The following is a 17,855-nucleotide window of genomic DNA, read 5'->3' as shown; positions in this document are numbered from 1 at the left end:
TATGTAAGCCTTTTTAGCGTAGGCATATTGAATGTGTTTTAATTAGTCTGCGAATTGAACTATTGCGCGCCGCTGCCGGCGCGCCGACGAATGAACGCAGGCATTGCAGACAGGCGCCGCATCATCTATTACAGCGACGCAACCAGCAGGACACACCAGGAGGCTCCGTCGACGCTCGCGCGCCGGTGCAGTGCCGCGCGTCCCGGCCGCAAGATGCGTCTTGCGTTCCTGCTCGGCTTCACCGCGCTGCTTGCTTTGCGAATCGGTGAAGTCCGGGCTCAGGATTCATCGATGCTCGACGAGCGCGTCACGCAGGAGTCCGTCGGCGAAACGATTTGCCGACCCGGCTATGCGGACACGGTTGCACCGCCGTTCGACGAGTTGATGGCCCACAAGGACCGCATGCTTGCCGCGCGCGGCATCGGTGCCGAGAACGGTTCCGCTTTCGCGCTGGACAGGCGCGTGCCCATCGTGCTCGGCGGCTCGCCGAACGCACCCGCCAATCTCGATCTTCTGCCGTGGGCAGGCCACCAGGGCGAGCGTCGCAAGGCGCGCGCCGCGGTCATGCTCAAACGCTGCGTTTGCGAAGGGAAGCTGAGTCTCGCGGAGGCGCAAGCCGCGATTGTCGGTAACTGGTCGGTGGTCTATTCGGGCTTCAGCCAGACGTCTTGCGACGTGAGCCGTCTCGATGTCGCAACCGGCGACAGCAACGGACGAGGCGAAGGTCACGACAGCGCGCCATGAGGCTGCCTGTCTTTGCCTGCGTTGTCCTCGCGGTTCATTCGCGTTCACTCAGCGCCGCTCGCGGCGCGCTGCCCCAACATATTCCCGGAGGACCACCATGACCCATTCACGCCTTACCGCCTTGGCGCTCGCATTCGGCTCTCTGTTCGGCAGCGCTGCGGCGCTTGCCGCCGAGCCCGTGCACTGCGGCAGTGCCGACTCGCTGCAGATTCGCGGCGACGTGCCCGCAGCAATCAGTTTCGACGTGTACCGGCAACTGCGGCCGCTGAACGCGCAGCGCGTCGCGCTGTTTCAGGCGGCCGGCGAGGTGAAACGCCTGCCGGACGGTTTGGCGGTATGTGAAGTTGCCGACGACGGCGTCGACGATCCATCCGCGGTACTGGTTCACGTGCCGCAAGGCAAGAATGCATGGTGGGTGAGCGCGGCAAACGTGCAAGCGGCGGACTGATCCCGACGATCAGCCCGCCCTTTGCCCACGTCCCCCGTAGGATGCCGGTGGCGATAAATGTCGCTGTCCTGTGCGGCCCGGTTTTTGCGCAGAGTCCGCGTCTGGCGCGTGTGCCGGGCCTGCACCACTGAATGAACATGTGTTTTGCTATTTTTACGGCCGCTTATTCAGGTACAGTGCATTAACGGAAGTTTTTGTAGGTCCGTTTTTACGACATTGTGTCGCATCGCTTTTGTTGTCGATTGTGGCTATCCTGAAAACAGGACGAAATTCGAAGGGGAGATTTAAATGATTGCCTTCTATCTGACATTGGCTGCTGTGGGTGCGGCCGGCGCCGCCTTGATCCGCGAACTCGCGGCTGCTCAGGCGAAACAGCGTGCAGCGCTGCGCCCGGTGCGGGTACAGGCCGCGGATCGCAGCGCGCGCCGAGGGTAGGCGGCATGAACCTGATCGTGCGCAATATCGCGGAATCGTGCAGCGAGCAGGAAGTGCGGGAGTTCCTCAAGCGTGAGCTTGGGCATTACGCGAAAAACGTTGAGGTGGTCGATGCCGGGAAGCCCAGCGCCTACGCCACGGTCGAGTTAAACGCGGAAGTGCCATATGTGGGCGAGGTGATCGCGCGGCAGATTCACGGCAAGCAGTTAGGTGGCTTGACGCTCGAAGCCAGCGCCGATCTGTTCAGTGACGACACACCGCCTGCTCACTGAGTCAGTCACAACCGCATTTGCCGATTGCTTCGAAAGCGCCGAGTGGGGAGAACGCCCTGCGTCAGGCGCAAATTCCTGACGCCCATCCTCCCCGCGCATTCTGCTCGTTACTTCCCTTTTTTCATTCCCCGCCTGTCTTTATCGGCCAATCGAACGGCGTGTAGGGCAGCGCCCGCTTGTGTCGCGTGATGTCGTAGAAGCGCAGGACAGTTTCGCGCGCCGCATCGCTCACCGGTTTGCCTTCCAGAAAGTCGTCGATATCGTCGTAAGGGATGCCGTACGCGTCTTCGTCAGGTCGTTGTGGACGCAACATTTCCAGGTCGGCAGTCGGCACCTTGTGCGCCAGCGATTCGGGTGCGCCCAAGGCTTTGGACAGTGCCCGCACACGACGTTTGTTCAGACCGGTGAGCGGCAGCACATCGGCGCCGCCGTCACCGAACTTCGTGAAAAATCCCATCACCGATTCGGCCGCATGATCCGTGCCGATCACCACGCCCGCTCGTGCGCTGGCGACCGCGTACTGCGCGATCATTCGCTGGCGCGCCTTGATATTGCCGTGGACGAAGTCCTGCTGTGAGTCGTCGTTAAATCGCATGCCGCTGTTATCCAGTGCGGCGAGCATTGCATCGGCGGCGGCTTTGATATCGATGGTGAGATTTTCGTCCGCGCGAATGAAGCTCAAGGCCTGCTGCGCATCGGCTTCATCCTTTTGCACGCCGTAAGGCAAACGGATCGCAACGAAACGCGCGTCGTACTGTTCGGCGCGCAATCGCTCGACCGCGAGTTGTGCAAGCCTGCCGGCGGTAGTTGAATCGACACCGCCGCTAATACCGAGCACGTAGGTTTTCAGGCCATTGCTGCGCAGATAGTTCGCCAGAAAGGCGACCCGGCGCTCGATTTCCTGTGCGGCGTCGAACTCGGCGGCGATGTGCATTTCCGCTGCAATGCTTGCCTGGCGTGCGGCTGGGTCTTGTTGCGTCATGTTCCTCTTTCCTCCATGTGCGGTAACGCGAGTGTCGACCATGAATGCTCGCGCTGATTGCATGAGCGACCGGTCCACAAACGAGTCGATTCTGCGAGTATGTCGCGACGAATCGGTTGTACGGTTTTATCGCGGATATTGGCTTTCAATTCACTTTGCGCTGCTTTTAAAACCGCGGCGCAGAACGTTGGATATTGATTGTTGGTACGGCAATGTGGGTGAATTGGCCGAGTCTTCATCGACAGATGCCAACGCGCTTAGTAACATCCTCGTTCCGAGCGCCGCATGAGCCGGCGAGCAGTCAATAATAATCAGGTTTGCTCAAACACGCGATGAACTACCCCAATTGGCCTGGTCAGCCTGCACCGGACCGCAGTACTTCTGCATCGGTAGATCGTCGAAGCGAAGTGGTGTGCATGTCGGATTTACGCTTCGTGCCGCGTTTCGTGCGCGCCGTTGGTTCAGTGCGCTACCTGGCGCGCGTGTTCACGGCTGTCATTTGCGCGGTGTCATGTGGCGTCGCTATTGCGGCGACGGGTACGGCATCGGCTCCGGCTTCAGTCGCCACGTCCGCACGGCCATCGGCATCCGTAGTGGCGAACCACCCGGCGCGTGCGGTCGACGCATCGGGCGTTGCCGCGCCCGATGCGGCCGGCGTGGTCGACCCACGTCGCGCGTTCCTGCTGCGCGACGTGTTCGCGCAAGACGTCACGCGCCGGCTGAAAGTGCCGGCCGCGGAGCAGCGCGCCTATGCCGACCGTCTGCAAACGGCGCTCGGCGAACATATGCTCGGCAACCTGTCAGGCGAGTATGTCGTGCTGGTCGATCGCAACGCCAACGTGCAGGCGCTGTTCATCTATTTCCGGGCAGCGCCGTCCGACGGTTGGCAGATGATCGGCGCTTCGCCGGTCTCGACGGGCCGGCCTGGCGAGTACGACCACTTCATCACGCCGCTCGGTGTGTTCGAACATACGCCGTCCAATATGGACTTTCGCTCCGAAGGCACGCTGAACGAGAACCACATCCGCGGCTACGGCAAGCGCGACATGCGGATCTTCGACCTTGGCTGGGCGCAGGGCGAACGGGGTTGGGGCAAGGGCGGCATGTCGCAGATGCGTTTCCAGATGCACGCCACCGATCCGGACCGGCTCGAGCCGCTGCTCGGTATTCGCCATTCGAAGGGTTGCGTGCGGATTCCTGCGTCGCTCAACGCGTTTATCGACCACTACGGCATTCTCGACGCTGAATATGTCGCGCTCGTCGAGTCGGGCAAATCGCTGTGGGTATTGAAAAGCGATCGCCAGGTGACGCCGTGGGCGGGGCGCTATATCGTCGTGGTGGATTCCGCGCGCAAGAGCCGCCCGGCCTGGGCACCGGCCCCGGGCAGCAAGGTGCGCGCGAAAGTGCCTGCGGGAGCCGATACAGCGGATTAAGCGGCGGGTTGAGTGGCGGGCGCGGGTGCCGGAGCCGATATCGATCTGGCCACGGTCACGCGACCATGCCGCCCGGAACGCGCGACGAACGCGCATTGATCGACGCATGCCGGTCTGCGTCGATCGAAAAAGCTCACGACCGCGCCAGCACCACGCCCACCAACGCCACCGCAAATCCGGCGATCTGCACCGGCAGGAGCGTTTCGCCAAAGCCGACATACCCCTCGAGCGCGGCGAGCGGCGGCGCGAGAAACATCAGCGCGGTGGCGCGCGCTGCATCGCCGCGCCTGACCATCCACACCAGTAAGGTGACGCTGATTCCGGACAGCATCACGATGCCCCACGCCAGCGACCCCCACAAAGTGGCCGATGCAATCCAGCGATGCTCGCCGAGCGCCAGCGCAAGCATCGCCGCAACGACTGCCGCGCCGAAGTTCTGCACCGCACTTGCGCTGCGGATATCGGCCTTTGCGAGCGAAGTCTTCTGAAACAGCGTGCCTGCAGTGATCGCGCCGATCGCGAGGATCGAAATAAGCACGACCAGCCACGGCGGCGCGTCGCCATGCGAGGCGGACGGCGCGGCTGCGGCGAGTTTCGGTTCGAGAACCAGCACGACGCCGGCGAGGCCGAGCGCCATCCCTGTCCAGCCACGCCGGGAAAGCCGTTCGCCGAATAGCGGCGCCGCGACGGCGGCAGTCGCAAGCGGCTGCAGTGCGCCGAGCAGCGCCATCACTCCGGCGCTCAATCCCTGTGCGACAGCCCAGTAGCCCGCGCCGAGATAGACGCCTTGCAGCAGCGCGCCCGCTATCAGGTGCTTGCCAAGATCGCGGCCGGTCGGCCACGCGGCGCGTGCAGCGAGCGCCGCAAGCGCGAATATCAGCGCGGTGCCGCCGAAGCGCGCGAGCAGGAACAGATTGGGATCAGCATACGGTGTGATCGCCCGGGCGACCACAAAACCGGTCGACCACAACACGACGAATACAGCGGCGATGGAGGAGGCGAGCATCGGCAACAGGTAGCTTGAAAAGCCGCCATCTTGCCGGGACGCAAGACGCGCGTCTTGTTCGAAGCTGCAATCATCACCACATCAGCAATACCGTCCCCGCGCCGAGTACTCCGCCGCACACCGCGCACGCCCACAGCAGCACACGCGTGCGCCGATATTCATGGCTGATATCGACCATCAACTGCGCATTCTGCTGCGGGGTGCGGGCGCGATCGTGCTCATGCTGCAGATAGCGCACGGCCAATTGCGGCACGCGCGGCAGCATATGCGCCAGATGTGGCAACTCGCGCGAGATGCGCTTGATCCAGCCGCGATGATCCATATCGCGCTGCGCTATGCCTGCCAGCACGCCGCGTGTGACATTCCACGTATCGACACCCGGATGCAGCGCACGCGCGAGCATTTCCGCCTGCTGGAACGAACGCTGCGCGGTGGCGAGCCGCCCGGACACGGCGCCGTCGAACGGATGCACCGCATGCAGCAGATGATGAAATAGCGAACCCGCCGAGCGGTCCTCCGGCGCGGCTGCAAAGTGCGCTTCGGCGCGCGTGCGCAACTCGGCTTCGAGTATCTCCTTGCGCGTGTCGTCGGACACATGACCGGCGTCGCGATGCAGTTCGGCGAGCCGGCCGTAGTCCTGGTCGAAGAGGGCAGTCGCGCCGTGCACGAAGAATTCGCGCTCGCCGGTCGACAGGCTCGACATGATCGAAAACTCCGCCAGCACGAGGCGTCCCAGCGTGTCCGGTTCGATGCTCACGCGCACTTTGCGCGCATCGAGCGTCGCGTGAAAGAAGCCGTGCTCGAATGCCTGTTCAGTCACCACCTCGACGATATGCGCGGCCAGCGGCGCAAGCTTGACGTGGTGCAGATGCAGGCCGGGCAGGTCGCTTGCGGCCAAGGTGCTGACGCGTTGCATCGTCAGCGTCTGGTTGGTGCACAGGTCCCAGATCACGTCCGGTACGACGATGCGCCGGTCGCCGTCGAAATGATGGCCGGTCTGGCTCAGATTGGCGGCTTCGGCGCGCAGATCGAAACGGCGCTGGATATCGTCGGTGAAGGTCTGCGCCAACGTCCGCAGTTGCAGGCGGCGGGCCGAGCCGGAAAATTTCTCCAGCCAGCGCGCGACCCAGCGCAGAAGCGCGAGCTCGTCGCCGATCTGTTGCAACTGATCGGCGTGCACCAGCTTGATGGCCACTTCGCTATGGCCGTTGACCGGCACGATGAGCCGCGCGAAGTGCGTCTGTTCGGCAAAGCCGCCGCGCACCGGCACCAGATCGACTGCGCTGAAGATCGTGGCGAGCGGCCGGCCGAATGCGCGTGCCAAAGCCAATTCGGATTCCTGCGGCGGCAGCGCGGCTTCCAGATGATCGATTGCGTCGATGGCATCGTGCAGGGTGCCGCTCGCGAGTTCGGGCCGTTCGGCCAGGGTCTGCGCGAAGCGGCTCGCGAGCGGCCCGAGCGCGGGCAGCACGCCGTGCAGGCTCGCGCCGCTGCGCCCGGCCGCGTGCACGCGGCCGATCAGCTCGATCATCCAGTGCAGTTTGTGGTCGGATGGGGCGGCAAGCCAGATCAGGCGTGTGCCATAACGCAACGCGTGGAACAGCAGCAGTAAGCGGCGAAACAGTGGCGGCATCGGCAGTTCGGTTGACGGGCTACGCGGTTTCGACAGGCGTCGGCGCGCGGCCAGGGCGTTCAGATTAGCAGGTAAGCGCCATAAGAGGAGCGTCCCCGTGCCACGCGTAATACAATACCGCGGCCTTCTCCAATCGTGGCGAAACCCAAGCGTGCCGGTTCCCGGCCTCCAACAGATGCTCGCAGAACAACGTCACCAATACATCCTGGCGCAAGTCGCTAAAACCGGCGCGCTCTCGGTCGCTGAACTGGTGCGCGAACTGAATGTGTCGCGCGAGACCATCCGCCGCGATCTGAATGCGCTGGCCGGGCGCGGTCTGCTCGTCACGACCCACGGCGGCGCGCTCTCCAGCGACCGGCGCGAGCCGGACCTCGATACGCGCGAAGCCGCCAACGCCGGCGCCAAGCGCGCCATCGGCGAACGCGCGGCCGAGTTCGTGCCGGACGGCGCCTCGCTGATCATCGATTCGGGCAGCACCACGCAAGCGGTGGCCCGGGCGCTGCTCGACCGGCACCGCCTGTCGGTCTATACGAACGACTGGCGTATCGCGCTGCTGCTCGGCCGCCGCAACGATAACCGCGTGACGCTGCTCGGCGGTGAGCTGTCGGATATCGAAGACGCCACTTTCGGCCTCGACACTGTGCAACAGCTGACGCAGTACCACGCGGATTTCGCCTTCATCGGTGCGGGCGGCATTTCGCCGGACGGCTACCTGACCGACTACAGCCGCATGGCCGCCGAAGTGCGCAGCCGTATGATCGCCGCCGCCGACATGGTGGTGGTTGTCGCCGACCACTCGAAGTTCGGGCGCGTGACCCCGGTGCGCATCAACGGGATCGAATCGGCGCGTTATCTGGTCACCGAGCTGGCGCCGGAGAAGGCGCTCGGCAAGGCGATCACGGCGCATGGGCCGGAAATCCTGATCGCCTGAGCGGCTGCGCCCATGGAGCACACGGGCGGCAGGTGGCCAGAGCGGAGAAACGCATGAGCGAGCGCCCCGCATACCTGCGCGCCACGGCTGCTCTGCGGCATCCACGTCACGTCACTTCACGCGAATCCCAAGCCATTTCAGCGTACGGTCGATCGCGGCCACCGCGCTATGCAGTTCGTCCGCATCGATCGCGCCGATGCAACCCACGCGGAACGTGTCCACTTGCGTCAGCTTGCCGGGATACAGCACGTAACCCGCCTCGCGCACCGCGGCATAAAAGTTTGCAAAATTCCACGCGGGGTCGCGCGGCGCGTAGAACGTGACGATCACCGGCGCCTGTACTTCGGGTTTCAGAAACGGTTCGAAGCCGAGCGCTTTCATGCCGCTTACCAACGCCGCGCAGTTCCGCGTATAGCGTGCGCCGCGTGCCGCTTGTCCCCCTTGCGCGAAGAACTGATCGAGCGCCTGACGCAAAGCCGCGACCACATGAGTCGGCGGGGTGAAGCGCCACTGGGTCGTCTTCTGCATATAGACGTATTGATCGTACAGATCCAACGCGAGCGACGGCGAACGTCCTTCGCTTCGCTCCAGCACGCTGCGCCGCACAATCACGAATCCCATGCCCGGCACGCCTTCCAGGCATTTGCCGCTCGCCGAGATCAGCGCGTCGATGCCGCCGCGCCGTAAATCGATCGGCAGTGCGCCGAACGAGCTCATCGCGTCGACGATCAGGCTTTTGCCGTGCCGCTGACACACCGCGGCGATATCGTCGAGCGGATTGAGCAGACCGGCGCTCGTTTCCAGGTGGACTTGCGCGACGTGAGTGATACGCGAGTCGCGGTTCAGGGCGTCTTCAATGGCGGCCGCGCTGACCGGTTCGTCCTCGCGCAGCGTCAGTTCCACATAAGCGATCCCCATACGCTGCAATATTCGGATCAGACGGGCACAATACGCGCCGTTGTTCGGAACCAGCACGCAGCCTTGACGCGGCACCAGCGTGCCGAGCGCCGCTTCGACCGCGAACGTGCCGCTGCCTTGAAGCGGTACGCAAACATAGTCATTTTCGCCATGTACGATTTTGACGAGGTCGGCGCACACGCTATGGGTCATACGGTTGAAAGCAGCGTCCCACGAGCCCCAGTCGCGCAGCATCGCCTCGCGGGTTTGCGGCGAAGTGCTCAACGGGCCCGGCGTCAACAGGATTGGATCGTTTCCAGGAATCACAGCGCCTCCGTCATCAGATGAATGTCCGTCACCCAGGCAGGGTGACGAAAAGATTGATTTGGATATTATTGGCGAATTGTGTCAATTGTTGGAATTCGCCAGAATCGTCATGGCGTTGTCACGGAAACCTGTGATCCTTGCCGTGCCCGTTCAGGCATGGCCGGCAGCGCGAATGTGGTAGGTGAGCTGTAAGTCAGGCTGGAGAAGAAGCAGCAAAGTTGTCGGCAATCTGCAATCCCCGCGAATTCGGGCGAAACTGCACGGCAACTGGCTGCGGGCAACACGCAAGCGGCGCGGCGCTACCGCCGTTCAATCACAACAGGTATCGGGATATCCCGACCGTCTGGTTTTTTGCCTTTCGGAGAGAGCGACATGACAAAGACGAATTCCCTTCACGCCACGGCTGGCCTCGCACGCAAACTGTTGCCGGCGCTGATCGCCGCGGCAGCATTCGGCGGCACGGCGATGCAGGCCCATGCGGCTGACGCCGTGGTGCTGTACACCGCCGACGGCCTCGAAAACCTCTATAAGGATGTGCTGCCGGCCTTCGAAAAGAAGGAAGGTGTGAAGGTCAACATCGTCACGGCAGGTAGCGGCGAAGTGGTGAACCGCGCCACCATCGAGAAGGATCAGCCGAAGGCCGACGTCATCGTCACGTTGCCGCCGTTCATCCAGCAAGCCGACCAGGCCGGCCTGCTGCAGGCTTATCAGAGCGCCAACTACAAGAACGTGCCGGCGATTGCCAAGGCGCCGAACGGTTCGTGGGCGACTTTCGTGAACAACTACTTCTCGTTCGCGATCAACCCGGACGTCACCAAGAACCAGCCGAAGACCTTCGCCGACCTGTTGCACCCGGACTACACCGGCAAGGTCGCCTACTCGAACCCGGCTACGGCTGGCGACGGTATGGCCGTGATCATCCTGACCACGTCGCTGATGGGCGAAGACAAGGCGTTCGACTATCTGAAGAAGCTTGAAGAGAGCGCCAAGTTCCACACCAAGGGCACGGGCTACCTCGACGTACTGCTCTCGCGTAACGAAATCGCCTTCGCTAACGGCGACCTGCAGATGGATCTGGACGATGCAGCGAACGGCGGCCTGTCGCTCAAGCCGATCTTCCTCGCAGCCAAAGCCGGCGATAAGCCGACCACGTTCCAGCTGCCGTACGCGATCGGCCTGATCAAGAACGGTCCGAACCAGGCTGAAGGCAAGAAGCTGATCGACTACCTGATGTCGACCGATGTGCAATCCAAGGTGCCGGACATCTTCGGTATCCCGGGCCGCACGGACGTGCCGCTCGCCGGCAAGAACGGCGAAGCAGTCAAGAAGGCGATCGCCGGCGTGACGCTGATTCCGGTGGACTGGACGCAAGTGATGGCGAAGAAGGCTGACTGGACGGCACGTTGGAAGAGCGATGTGATCGGCTCGTCGGGCAAGCAGCTCGAAGTCGTCAAGCCGAAGTAAGCCGCAGTTCGCAATTGAGTCAGGCGGCGCTTCCCGCATCCGTGCGGGGCGCCGTATCAGCATTAATCCAGTTGGAGGATGAACCCGGTGAATACGGCCAGTCTTGCTCACCCAGGCGCGCTCGGCGCCTCACCGGACGCGCTCGACGGCGCGCGTTCGAACACGCCGGGCGGCGTGCAGATCGACCATCTGACGGTGCGCTTCGGCACGCGCACCGTGCTCGACGATCTGTCGTTGACCATTCAGCGCGGCGAGTTGCTCACCGTGCTTGGTCGCAGCGGTTGCGGCAAGACCACGCTGTTGCGCTTCATCGCCGGGTTCATCGAAGCGGACGGACTGTCGGGCACTTTGACCGTCGCCGGTCACGACCTGACGCACGTGCCGCCGCATAAGCGCAATCTCGGCTTGCTGTTCCAGAGCTATGCACTGTTCCCGCATCTATCGGTATTCGACAACGTGGCGTTCGGATTGCGTGCACGCCGCACGCAGTCGAAGGATGTCGCGCGACGTGTCGCCGACGCGTTGAAGCTCGTGCAACTGGGCGACGCCGGTCATCACATGCCGGCGCAATTGTCGGGCGGCATGCAGCAGCGCGTGGCGCTCGCGCGTGCGCTTGTGATCGAGCCCGATGTGTTGTTGCTCGACGAACCGCTTTCCGCACTCGACGCCAATCTGCGCGCCTCGGTGCGTTCCGAACTGAAGGCGCTGCACGAGCGCCTGCCGAATCTGACGATCGTCTGCGTGACGCACGATCAGGACGACGCGCTGGTGCTGTCCGACCGCACGCTGCTGATGCGCGAAGGCCGCATCGCGCAACTCGGCACGCCGCAACAGTTGTACGACACGCCGAGCGACGGTTTCGTCGCGCGCTATCTGGGCGCGGCCAATCTGTTGCCGCCGCAGGTGGCATTCGGCATGGACGACGTGCGCTACAACGAGCGCGAGCGGGTCGCCTGTCTGCGTCCGGAAGCGCTGCGTATCGTGCCGCTTGGCGAGGGGCAATTGCATGGTGCGATTGCGTCGGTCGAATGGTACGGCGCGGTGTTGTCGGTGTCGGTCGCTCTGGACGCGATGCCTAACGAGCCTGTGCTGGTCACCATGCAGCGTGGCCACGGCATGATGCCGGAGAAGGGCGCGCGTGTTTCCCTGCGTTATGAGGCTGACGATGTCGTCCTTATCAACCCCTGATACCCCCAATTCGATCAGCGACGCTGCTGCGGATGCCCGCCGCAGCGCGAGCGCGGCCTCGCACACGGCGGCGGTGAAGCGACGCGAACGCGCGGCGCAATGGCACCTGCTGTTCCTCGCGGTGGTCGTGCTGGGTCCGCTGGTGATCTATCCGCTCGTGCGTCTGGTGCTGCTGAGTTTCACCGGTCCGCACGGTTTGAGTCTGCAGGCCTACTCGGCGTTTTTCGGCAATCCGGAAACGCGCGGCGTGGTCGGCACCACGCTGTGGATTCTGTGTGTGAGCGCCGGGCTCGCATCCTTGCTCGGTATCGGTCTCGCGTCGCTATTGTTCTTCAAGCCGTTTCCCGGCGCGCGCATGGTCACGCGGTTCCTCGAGCTGTTCGTCGCGTTCCCCTCGTTTCTGGTCGCGTTCACGCTGATCTTTCTGTACGGCTCGCAAGGCTCGGTCAGCATCGCCTTGCAGCAGCTGTTTCATCTCGAGGCACCACCGCTCAATTTCCTGTTCGGCGTGGGCGGCGTGATTCTCGCGGAAGTGGTCTTCTACGCGCCATTTGTTGTGCGTCCTACGCTGGCGTCGTTTGCCACGCTCGACATGCGTCTGATCGAAGCCGCCCGCAGTCTCGGCGCAAGCGGCTGGATGGTCGCGTTCAAGGTGATCCTGCCGCTCGCGTGGCCGGGCATCGCCGCGGGCACGATCCTGTGTTTTCTGCTGACCTTGAACGAGTTCGGCATTCTGCTCGTGCTCGGCAGCGCGCACCTGATTACGCTGCCGGTCGCGATCTACAGCTCGGCGACCGTCGACCTGGATCTGCCGACCGCCGCCGCCGGCGCGGTCGTGATGCTGATCATGTCGTTGTCGCTGTACGCGTTGTACCGCCAGGTCAACCGTCGCAAGGTGAAAGGAGCGGGCCATGGCCGTTGAACTCGACCCAACCGTTTTGCCGGTCATGCACAAGAAGGCGCGGCCGGTGCGCCGCAGTCTGCCGGTGCGCATACTCGGCAGTCTGTTTCTCGGCTTTGCCGCGTTGGTGTGCTTCTGGCTGTTCGTCTTGCCGGTGCTGGTGGTCGCGCTGTCGAGCGTCGCCGGGCACTGGTCGGGCACGATCCTGCCGGACAGCCTCAGCACACGCTGGTTCGAGCGGCTCGGTTCCAGCGACTTCGACGCGCTGACTACAAGCCTCAGCATCGGCATGGGCGTCGCCGTGCTCGGCACGATTCTCGGGCTGTGGCTGGCGCTGGCGCTCGAAGGCCGTGACCGGCGTGGTCTCGGCGCATTCGTCGACACCATCGCGATGATGCCCAACGGCGTGCCGAGCGTGGTGCTCGGGCTGGCCGTGCTGATCGCGTACCACAAGCGTCCGCTCGATCTGTCGAGCTCGGCGGCCATTGTCGTGTTCGTGCAGCTCGCGCTGGTGCTGCCGTTCTGCTACCGCTGCGCGGCCGCCGCGTTGCGTCCGGAATTGACCGTTCTGCGCGAAGCTGCGGCGAGCCTGGGTGCGCCGCCGTCGATGGTGCTGCGCCGCGTCGTGCTGCCGCAACTGGTGCCGGCGATCCGCGCAAGTCTCGCACTCGGTTTCGCGCTCTCGCTCGGCGAACTCGGCGCCACGCTCACCGTGTACCCGCCGGGCTTTGCAACGGTACCGATCGTGGTGGTCGGGCAGGTGGAGCGCGGTTATTACCTGCCGGCCTCCGCGTTGTCGCTGATTCTGCTGATGGTCTCGCTTGCTGCGTTGCTGCTGATCGCGGCGCGTGTCCCGCGCCGTCGGGTGGACTGACGGGCACACCTTCTGATTGTTGTGTTTGCGTGCGCATGCCAGGCGGCGGGCGTGCAGACACATATCAATGTGGCGAAATTTGTCAAAATGACCGAATATATGCAAACTGCTTCTGTCGATCCGATCGAGGTTGTGCGCAGGCATTCGCTGACGACGCTGGTCCGCGACGAAATCGAACGGCACATCACCGAAGGGGCACTCGCACCCGGCGACAAACTCAACGAGGCCGACTGGGCTGCGCGTCTGCAGGTGTCACGCGGGCCGGTGCGTGAGGCGTTTCGCGCGCTGGAGCAAGCGGGTCTCGTGCGCACCGAGAAAAACCGCGGCGTGTTCGTGCGGACAGTATCGCTCGCGGAAGCGGACGAGATTTATGCGGTGCGCGCGGTGCTCGAAGAAGCGGCGTGCCGGATGCTGGCTTCGCGTATCGATGCGCAGAAGCTTGCGGTGTTGCGCGAGTGGCTCGACGCGATGCGCGCCTCGCTCGATGCGCAGGATCACGATGCCTACGCGCGCGCCAACGTGGCGTTTCACGACGCGATCGTGGCGGCGTCGGGCAATGTGAAGCTGTACGAGACCTATCGAAGGCTGGTGAGCGAATTGAGTCTGTTTCGCCGCGCCGCGCTGGTGGTGCATGCCGATGCGATGGAACGCTCGCTCGCCGAACATCGCGCGATTCTGACGGCGCTGGCCTCGCGCGATGCCGAACATGCTGCGGCGTTGATGCATGCTCATGTGAACGGTGGCCTGCAGCGCGCGCGTGAGGCGTGCGAACCGGCGGGGTCGTTGGGTGCGGTGCGGATGTCGGCGGCATCGAACGATTGAGACTGGCTGCAACGGATTGACTGGAGCACACGTGCTCTCAACGGACGGAAGGTAACAATGGCAAACGCAAGCGAACGTACGATCGAAGTCAACGGCCGCAGTTACCGGCTGCCCTCGCAACCCACGGTCGTGGTGTGCGTCGACGGCTGTGAATACGATTACCTCGAAGCCGCAGTCGCGGCCGGCGTCGCGCCTTTCATCGGTAAGATGCTCAAGGGCGGCGCGGCCTTCAAGGGTGACTGCGTGATTCCGTCGTTCACCAACCCGAATAATCTTTCGATCGTGTGCGGTGTGCCGCCCTCGGTGCACGGCATTTGCGGCAACTACTTCTGGGACCCGGACGCGAACGGCGGCGAAGGCGCGGAAGTGATGATGAACGATCCGGCCTATCTGCGCGCGGGGACCTTGCTGGCTGCCGCGGCGGAAGCAGGCGCGGCGGTCGCCGTGGTCACCGCGAAAGACAAGCTGCGCCGGCTGCTCGGCTGGCAATTGAAGGGCATCTGCTTCTCGGCGGAAAAAGCCGACAAGGTGACGCGCGAAGAAAACGGCATCGATGAAGTACTCGATCTGGTCGGCTTGCCGGTGCCCGATGTGTATAGCGCGGGTTTGTCCGAGTTCGTGTTCGCCGCCGGCGTGCGGCTTGCTGAAACCCGCAAGCTCGACCTGATGTATCTGTCGACCACCGATTACATTCAACATAAATGGGCGCCGGGCACCGAAGGCGCGAACGCGTTTTACGCGATGATGGACGGCTACCTCGCCAAACTCGATGCGCTCGGCTGGGTGATCGGCCTCACCGCCGACCACGGCATGAACGCCAAGCACGATCCGAAGACTGGCGAGCCGAATGTGATCTATCTGCAGGACGTGCTGGACGATTGGCTTGGTGTTGGGCGCGCCCGTGTCATCTTGCCGATTACCGATCCCTATGTCGTGCATCACGGCGCGCTCGGTTCGTTCGCGACGATTTACCTGCCGCACGATGTGAGCGTTACGCAGGTGATCGAACGGATCGGCGGATTGCAGGGCATTGAAGTCGTGCTCGACAATCACGCCGCTTGCGAGCGCTTCGAGCTGCCGAATGACCGCGTCGGCGATATCGTCGTGGTCAGTACCCGGCATGTGGTGCTCGGCACGCGTCGCGACGAACACGATCTGTCCGGACTGACCGTGCCGTTGCGTTCGCACGGCGGCATCTCCGAGCAGGAAGTGCCATTGTTGTTCAATCGCCGCGTCGAGGGTTTGCCTTCTGGGAAACGGTTGCGCAACTTCGATATCTTCGACGTCGCTTTGAATCACGTGTCGCCATCATGAACGCCGTGCTGCGGGACCATCCGGCATTTCGGGCGGAAGCGCTGCGGCTCAAAGGCGAGCGCGCGATGCGCTCGCGCACGCTCGACGTGTTCGATCCTTATTCAGGGACGCGGGTGGGTACGGTTCCGTTGGCGAGCATCGACGATGTGCGCGCCGCGTTCGAATACGCCGCCGCCTATCAGGCGAAGCTCACGCGCTACGAGCGCTCGCAGATTCTCGAACGCGCTGCGGCGCTGCTGCGGGAGCGGACCGAGGAAGCTTCTGACCTGATTTCGCTCGAGTCGGGTTTGTCGAAGCAGGATTCGCGCTATGAGATCGGCCGCGTCGCCGATGTGTTCAAGTTTGCCTCGATCGAAGCCTTGCGCGACGACGGGCAGAGTTTTTCCTGCGATCTCACGCCGCATGGCAAGAAGCGCCGGGTGTTTTCGCAGCGTGAGCCGCTGGCGGGTGTGATCGTCGCGATTACGCCGTTCAACCATCCGATGAACCAGGTCGCGCACAAGATTGCGCCGGCTATTGCAACCAATAATCGCGTGGTGTTGAAGCCTTCGGAGAAGGTGCCGTTGTCGGCGTTTTATCTGGCGGACATTCTTTATGAAGCGGGTTTGCCGACGCCGATGCTGCAGGTGCTGACCGGCGATCCGCGCGAAATCGCCGATGAACTGATTACGCATCCTTTGGCCGATCTCGTCACGTTCACCGGTGGCGTGGCGATCGGCAAATATATTGCGTCGAAGGCGGCTTACCGGCGCGTCGTGCTGGAGCTTGGCGGCAACGATCCGCTGATCGTGCTCGAAGACGCCGATCTCGATCGCGCGGCGACACTGGCCGTGCAGGGCTCGTATAAGAACTCCGGGCAGCGGTGTACTGCAGTCAAACGAATGCTGGTGCAGAAGAGCATCGCGGCGGACTTCACCGATCTGGTTGTGGAGAAGACGCGCGCATGGACCTATGGCGATCCGTTCGATGCGTCGAATCAGATGGGCACGGTGATCGACGTCGCCGCGGCGCAACTATTCGAGGCGCGTGTGAACGAGGCTGTGGCGAGTGGCGCGCGCTTGCGCATCGGAAACCAACGCGACGGCGCGCTTTATTCGCCGACGGTGCTGGATGGCGTCGACCCGTCGATGACATTGGTACGCGAGGAAACGTTCGGCCCGGTGTCGCCGATCATTACCTTCGACACGCTCGATGACGCCATTCGTATTAGTAACGGGACGGCGTTCGGATTGTCCTCCGGTGTGTGCACGAACCGGCAGGACGCGATCACGCGCTTCATCAATGAATTGCGCGTGGGAACAGTCAACGTGTGGGAAGTGCCAGGGTACCGGATCGAACTGACGCCGTTCGGCGGCATCAAGGATTCCGGGCTTGGCTATAAGGAAGGTGTTCAGGAAGCGATGAAGAGCTTCACCAATCTGAAGACCTTTTCATTACCGTGGGAGTAAGAACGTGGCATTGAGTCTGAACGACATCCGTTCGTTATATGAGCAATATGGCAAGCTCGCCTATAGCGGCGAACCGGTGACGCAGCTTGAACATGCGCTGCAGAGCGGCGCACTGGCGGAAGAGGCGGGTGCCGACGATGAACTCGTCGCCGCCGCGTTTCTGCATGACCTCGGCCATCTGCTGAATCTGCAAGGTGAAACGCCGACGGAGCGGGGCATCGACGATCTGCATCAGTATTTCGCGCTGCCGTTCTTGCGGCCGGTGTTGTCGGACGCGGTGCTGGAGCCGATCCGGTTGCACGTCGACGCCAAGCGCTGTCTCTGCGCAATCGACGATGCGTACTTCGGCCAGCTTTCCGCTGATTCGGTGCGGAGCCTGGAATTGCAAGGCGGCATCTTCAGTAAGGAAGAGGCAGAAGCGTTCCTGCAGAAGCCCTACGCGGAAGACGCCTTGCGTCTGCGCAAATGGGACGACCGCGCAAAAGAAGAGAGCTGTGCGACGCCGGGGCTCGATCATTATTTGAGCGTAGTGGAACGTGTGATGCAGAAGCACGTGGCTGCCTGAACGGGGTGGTTTTCGGCTGAGCTTCGGGTGGGCTTGTTGTGCCAGTCGTTTTCAATTCTCGCGCCATTTCTGGCGCAGTCCATGCGTATCAAAATAACGCTTGCAAGGGGCCGTTTGGCTCGCTAGAATCTCGCTCTTTCGTGCTTCGGACACCGGAGCACGGGAAGCGGG

The 17,855-nt window shown here is 63.1% G+C and carries 18 protein-coding genes; 14 read left to right on the top strand and 4 right to left on the bottom strand.

Translation table 11 applies throughout. The features are described from left to right. The first annotated feature begins 90 nt into the window (after positions 1-90). The 4 genes from M0D66_RS29055 (at position 91) to M0D66_RS29040 (ending at position 1,899) form a co-directional block, all read left to right on the top strand. On the top strand, positions 91-744 hold the full coding sequence (locus M0D66_RS29055; protein ID WP_211702803.1) for a hypothetical protein: 654 nt from the start codon (positions 91-93) through the stop codon (positions 742-744). A 97-nt stretch (positions 745-841) separates the two neighbouring features. Then, positions 842-1,192: a hypothetical protein gene (locus M0D66_RS29050; RefSeq protein WP_266212337.1), complete on the top strand. Its 351-nt coding sequence runs from the start codon at positions 842-844 to the stop codon at positions 1,190-1,192. Positions 1,193-1,480: 288 nt separating this feature from the next. Further along, complete coding sequence (locus tag M0D66_RS29045) at positions 1,481-1,627, top strand: hypothetical protein (RefSeq protein WP_172737774.1); 147 nt, start codon at positions 1,481-1,483, stop codon at positions 1,625-1,627. A 5-nt stretch (positions 1,628-1,632) separates the two neighbouring features. After that, the gene (locus tag M0D66_RS29040) at positions 1,633-1,899 is read left to right on the top strand and encodes an RNA-binding protein (RefSeq protein ID WP_054039246.1); all 267 of its coding nucleotides are present in this window, start codon (positions 1,633-1,635) and stop codon (positions 1,897-1,899) included. A gap of 121 nt (positions 1,900-2,020) precedes the next feature. Here the strand turns inward: M0D66_RS29040 and nadE are convergent, their stop codons facing one another. Then, positions 2,021-2,881: an ammonia-dependent NAD(+) synthetase gene (gene nadE, locus M0D66_RS29035; RefSeq protein WP_266212336.1), complete on the bottom strand. Its 861-nt coding sequence runs from the start codon at positions 2,879-2,881 to the stop codon at positions 2,021-2,023. A gap of 416 nt (positions 2,882-3,297) precedes the next feature. On the opposite strand from nadE, the gene M0D66_RS29030 reads away from it, so the two are divergent. Continuing rightward, the gene (locus M0D66_RS29030) at positions 3,298-4,314 is read left to right on the top strand and encodes a L,D-transpeptidase (protein ID WP_266212335.1); all 1,017 of its coding nucleotides are present in this window, start codon (positions 3,298-3,300) and stop codon (positions 4,312-4,314) included. Positions 4,315-4,447: 133 nt separating this feature from the next. On the opposite strand, the gene M0D66_RS29025 is transcribed toward M0D66_RS29030, so the two are convergent. Both M0D66_RS29025 and M0D66_RS29020 read right to left on the bottom strand, forming a co-directional pair. Next, positions 4,448-5,320, bottom strand: coding sequence for a DMT family transporter (locus tag M0D66_RS29025; protein WP_200619619.1), 873 nt, complete (start codon positions 5,318-5,320; stop codon positions 4,448-4,450). 73 nt (positions 5,321-5,393) lie between these two features. Then, the gene (locus M0D66_RS29020) at positions 5,394-6,953 is read right to left on the bottom strand and encodes an AarF/ABC1/UbiB kinase family protein (protein ID WP_266212334.1); all 1,560 of its coding nucleotides are present in this window, start codon (positions 6,951-6,953) and stop codon (positions 5,394-5,396) included. A 175-nt stretch (positions 6,954-7,128) separates the two neighbouring features. Here M0D66_RS29020 and M0D66_RS29015 point away from each other — a divergent pair, with 175 nt between their 5' ends. After that, positions 7,129-7,884, top strand: coding sequence for a DeoR/GlpR family DNA-binding transcription regulator (locus tag M0D66_RS29015; RefSeq protein WP_266212333.1), 756 nt, complete (start codon positions 7,129-7,131; stop codon positions 7,882-7,884). A gap of 111 nt (positions 7,885-7,995) precedes the next feature. Here M0D66_RS29015 and M0D66_RS29010 read toward each other — a convergent pair whose 3' ends face one another. After that, complete coding sequence (locus M0D66_RS29010) at positions 7,996-9,105, bottom strand: 2-aminoethylphosphonate--pyruvate transaminase (RefSeq protein WP_266212387.1); 1,110 nt, start codon at positions 9,103-9,105, stop codon at positions 7,996-7,998. A 375-nt stretch (positions 9,106-9,480) separates the two neighbouring features. Here M0D66_RS29010 and phnS point away from each other — a divergent pair, with 375 nt between their 5' ends. The 8 genes from phnS to M0D66_RS28970 all read left to right on the top strand — a co-directional run bounded on the left by phnS (position 9,481) and on the right by M0D66_RS28970 (position 17,684). Further along, positions 9,481-10,572 carry a 2-aminoethylphosphonate ABC transporter substrate-binding protein gene (gene phnS / locus M0D66_RS29005; RefSeq protein WP_054039254.1) on the top strand — a complete coding sequence of 364 codons (1,092 nt, stop codon included), beginning with the start codon at positions 9,481-9,483 and terminating at the stop codon, positions 10,570-10,572. Positions 10,573-10,659: 87 nt separating this feature from the next. Further along, complete coding sequence (phnT, locus tag M0D66_RS29000) at positions 10,660-11,760, top strand: 2-aminoethylphosphonate ABC transport system ATP-binding subunit PhnT (RefSeq protein ID WP_200619616.1); 1,101 nt, start codon at positions 10,660-10,662, stop codon at positions 11,758-11,760. Next, positions 11,738-12,682 carry a 2-aminoethylphosphonate ABC transporter permease subunit gene (locus M0D66_RS28995; RefSeq protein WP_093632796.1) on the top strand — a complete coding sequence of 315 codons (945 nt, stop codon included), beginning with the start codon at positions 11,738-11,740 and terminating at the stop codon, positions 12,680-12,682. Before phnT ends, M0D66_RS28995 begins: the two co-directional genes overlap by 23 nt. Beyond that, on the top strand, positions 12,672-13,535 hold the full coding sequence (gene phnV, locus M0D66_RS28990; RefSeq protein WP_266212332.1) for a 2-aminoethylphosphonate ABC transport system, membrane component PhnV: 864 nt from the start codon (positions 12,672-12,674) through the stop codon (positions 13,533-13,535). Before M0D66_RS28995 ends, phnV begins: the two co-directional genes overlap by 11 nt. Positions 13,536-13,622: 87 nt before the next feature. Then, positions 13,623-14,357 carry a phosphonate utilization associated transcriptional regulator gene (locus M0D66_RS28985; RefSeq protein WP_266212331.1) on the top strand — a complete coding sequence of 245 codons (735 nt, stop codon included), beginning with the start codon at positions 13,623-13,625 and terminating at the stop codon, positions 14,355-14,357. 57 nt (positions 14,358-14,414) lie between these two features. Beyond that, entirely contained in the window at positions 14,415-15,671 is a 1,257-nt protein-coding gene (gene phnA / locus M0D66_RS28980) for a phosphonoacetate hydrolase (RefSeq protein ID WP_200619613.1), read from the top strand. Beyond that, a complete protein-coding gene (phnY, locus tag M0D66_RS28975; protein ID WP_266212330.1) occupies positions 15,668-17,119 on the top strand; it encodes a phosphonoacetaldehyde dehydrogenase in 1,452 nt (483 codons plus the stop codon). Before phnA ends, phnY begins: the two co-directional genes overlap by 4 nt. Before the next feature lie 4 nt (positions 17,120-17,123). After that, positions 17,124-17,684: a phosphonate degradation HD-domain oxygenase gene (locus M0D66_RS28970; protein ID WP_266212329.1), complete on the top strand. Its 561-nt coding sequence runs from the start codon at positions 17,124-17,126 to the stop codon at positions 17,682-17,684. Positions 17,685-17,855 lie beyond the last annotated feature (171 nt).

It is taken from the genome of Paraburkholderia sp. SECH2, assembly GCF_030464795.1.
Lineage (GTDB): Bacteria > Pseudomonadota > Gammaproteobacteria > Burkholderiales > Burkholderiaceae > Paraburkholderia > Paraburkholderia aspalathi.
This window is presented reverse-complemented; position numbering and strand designations above follow the sequence as displayed.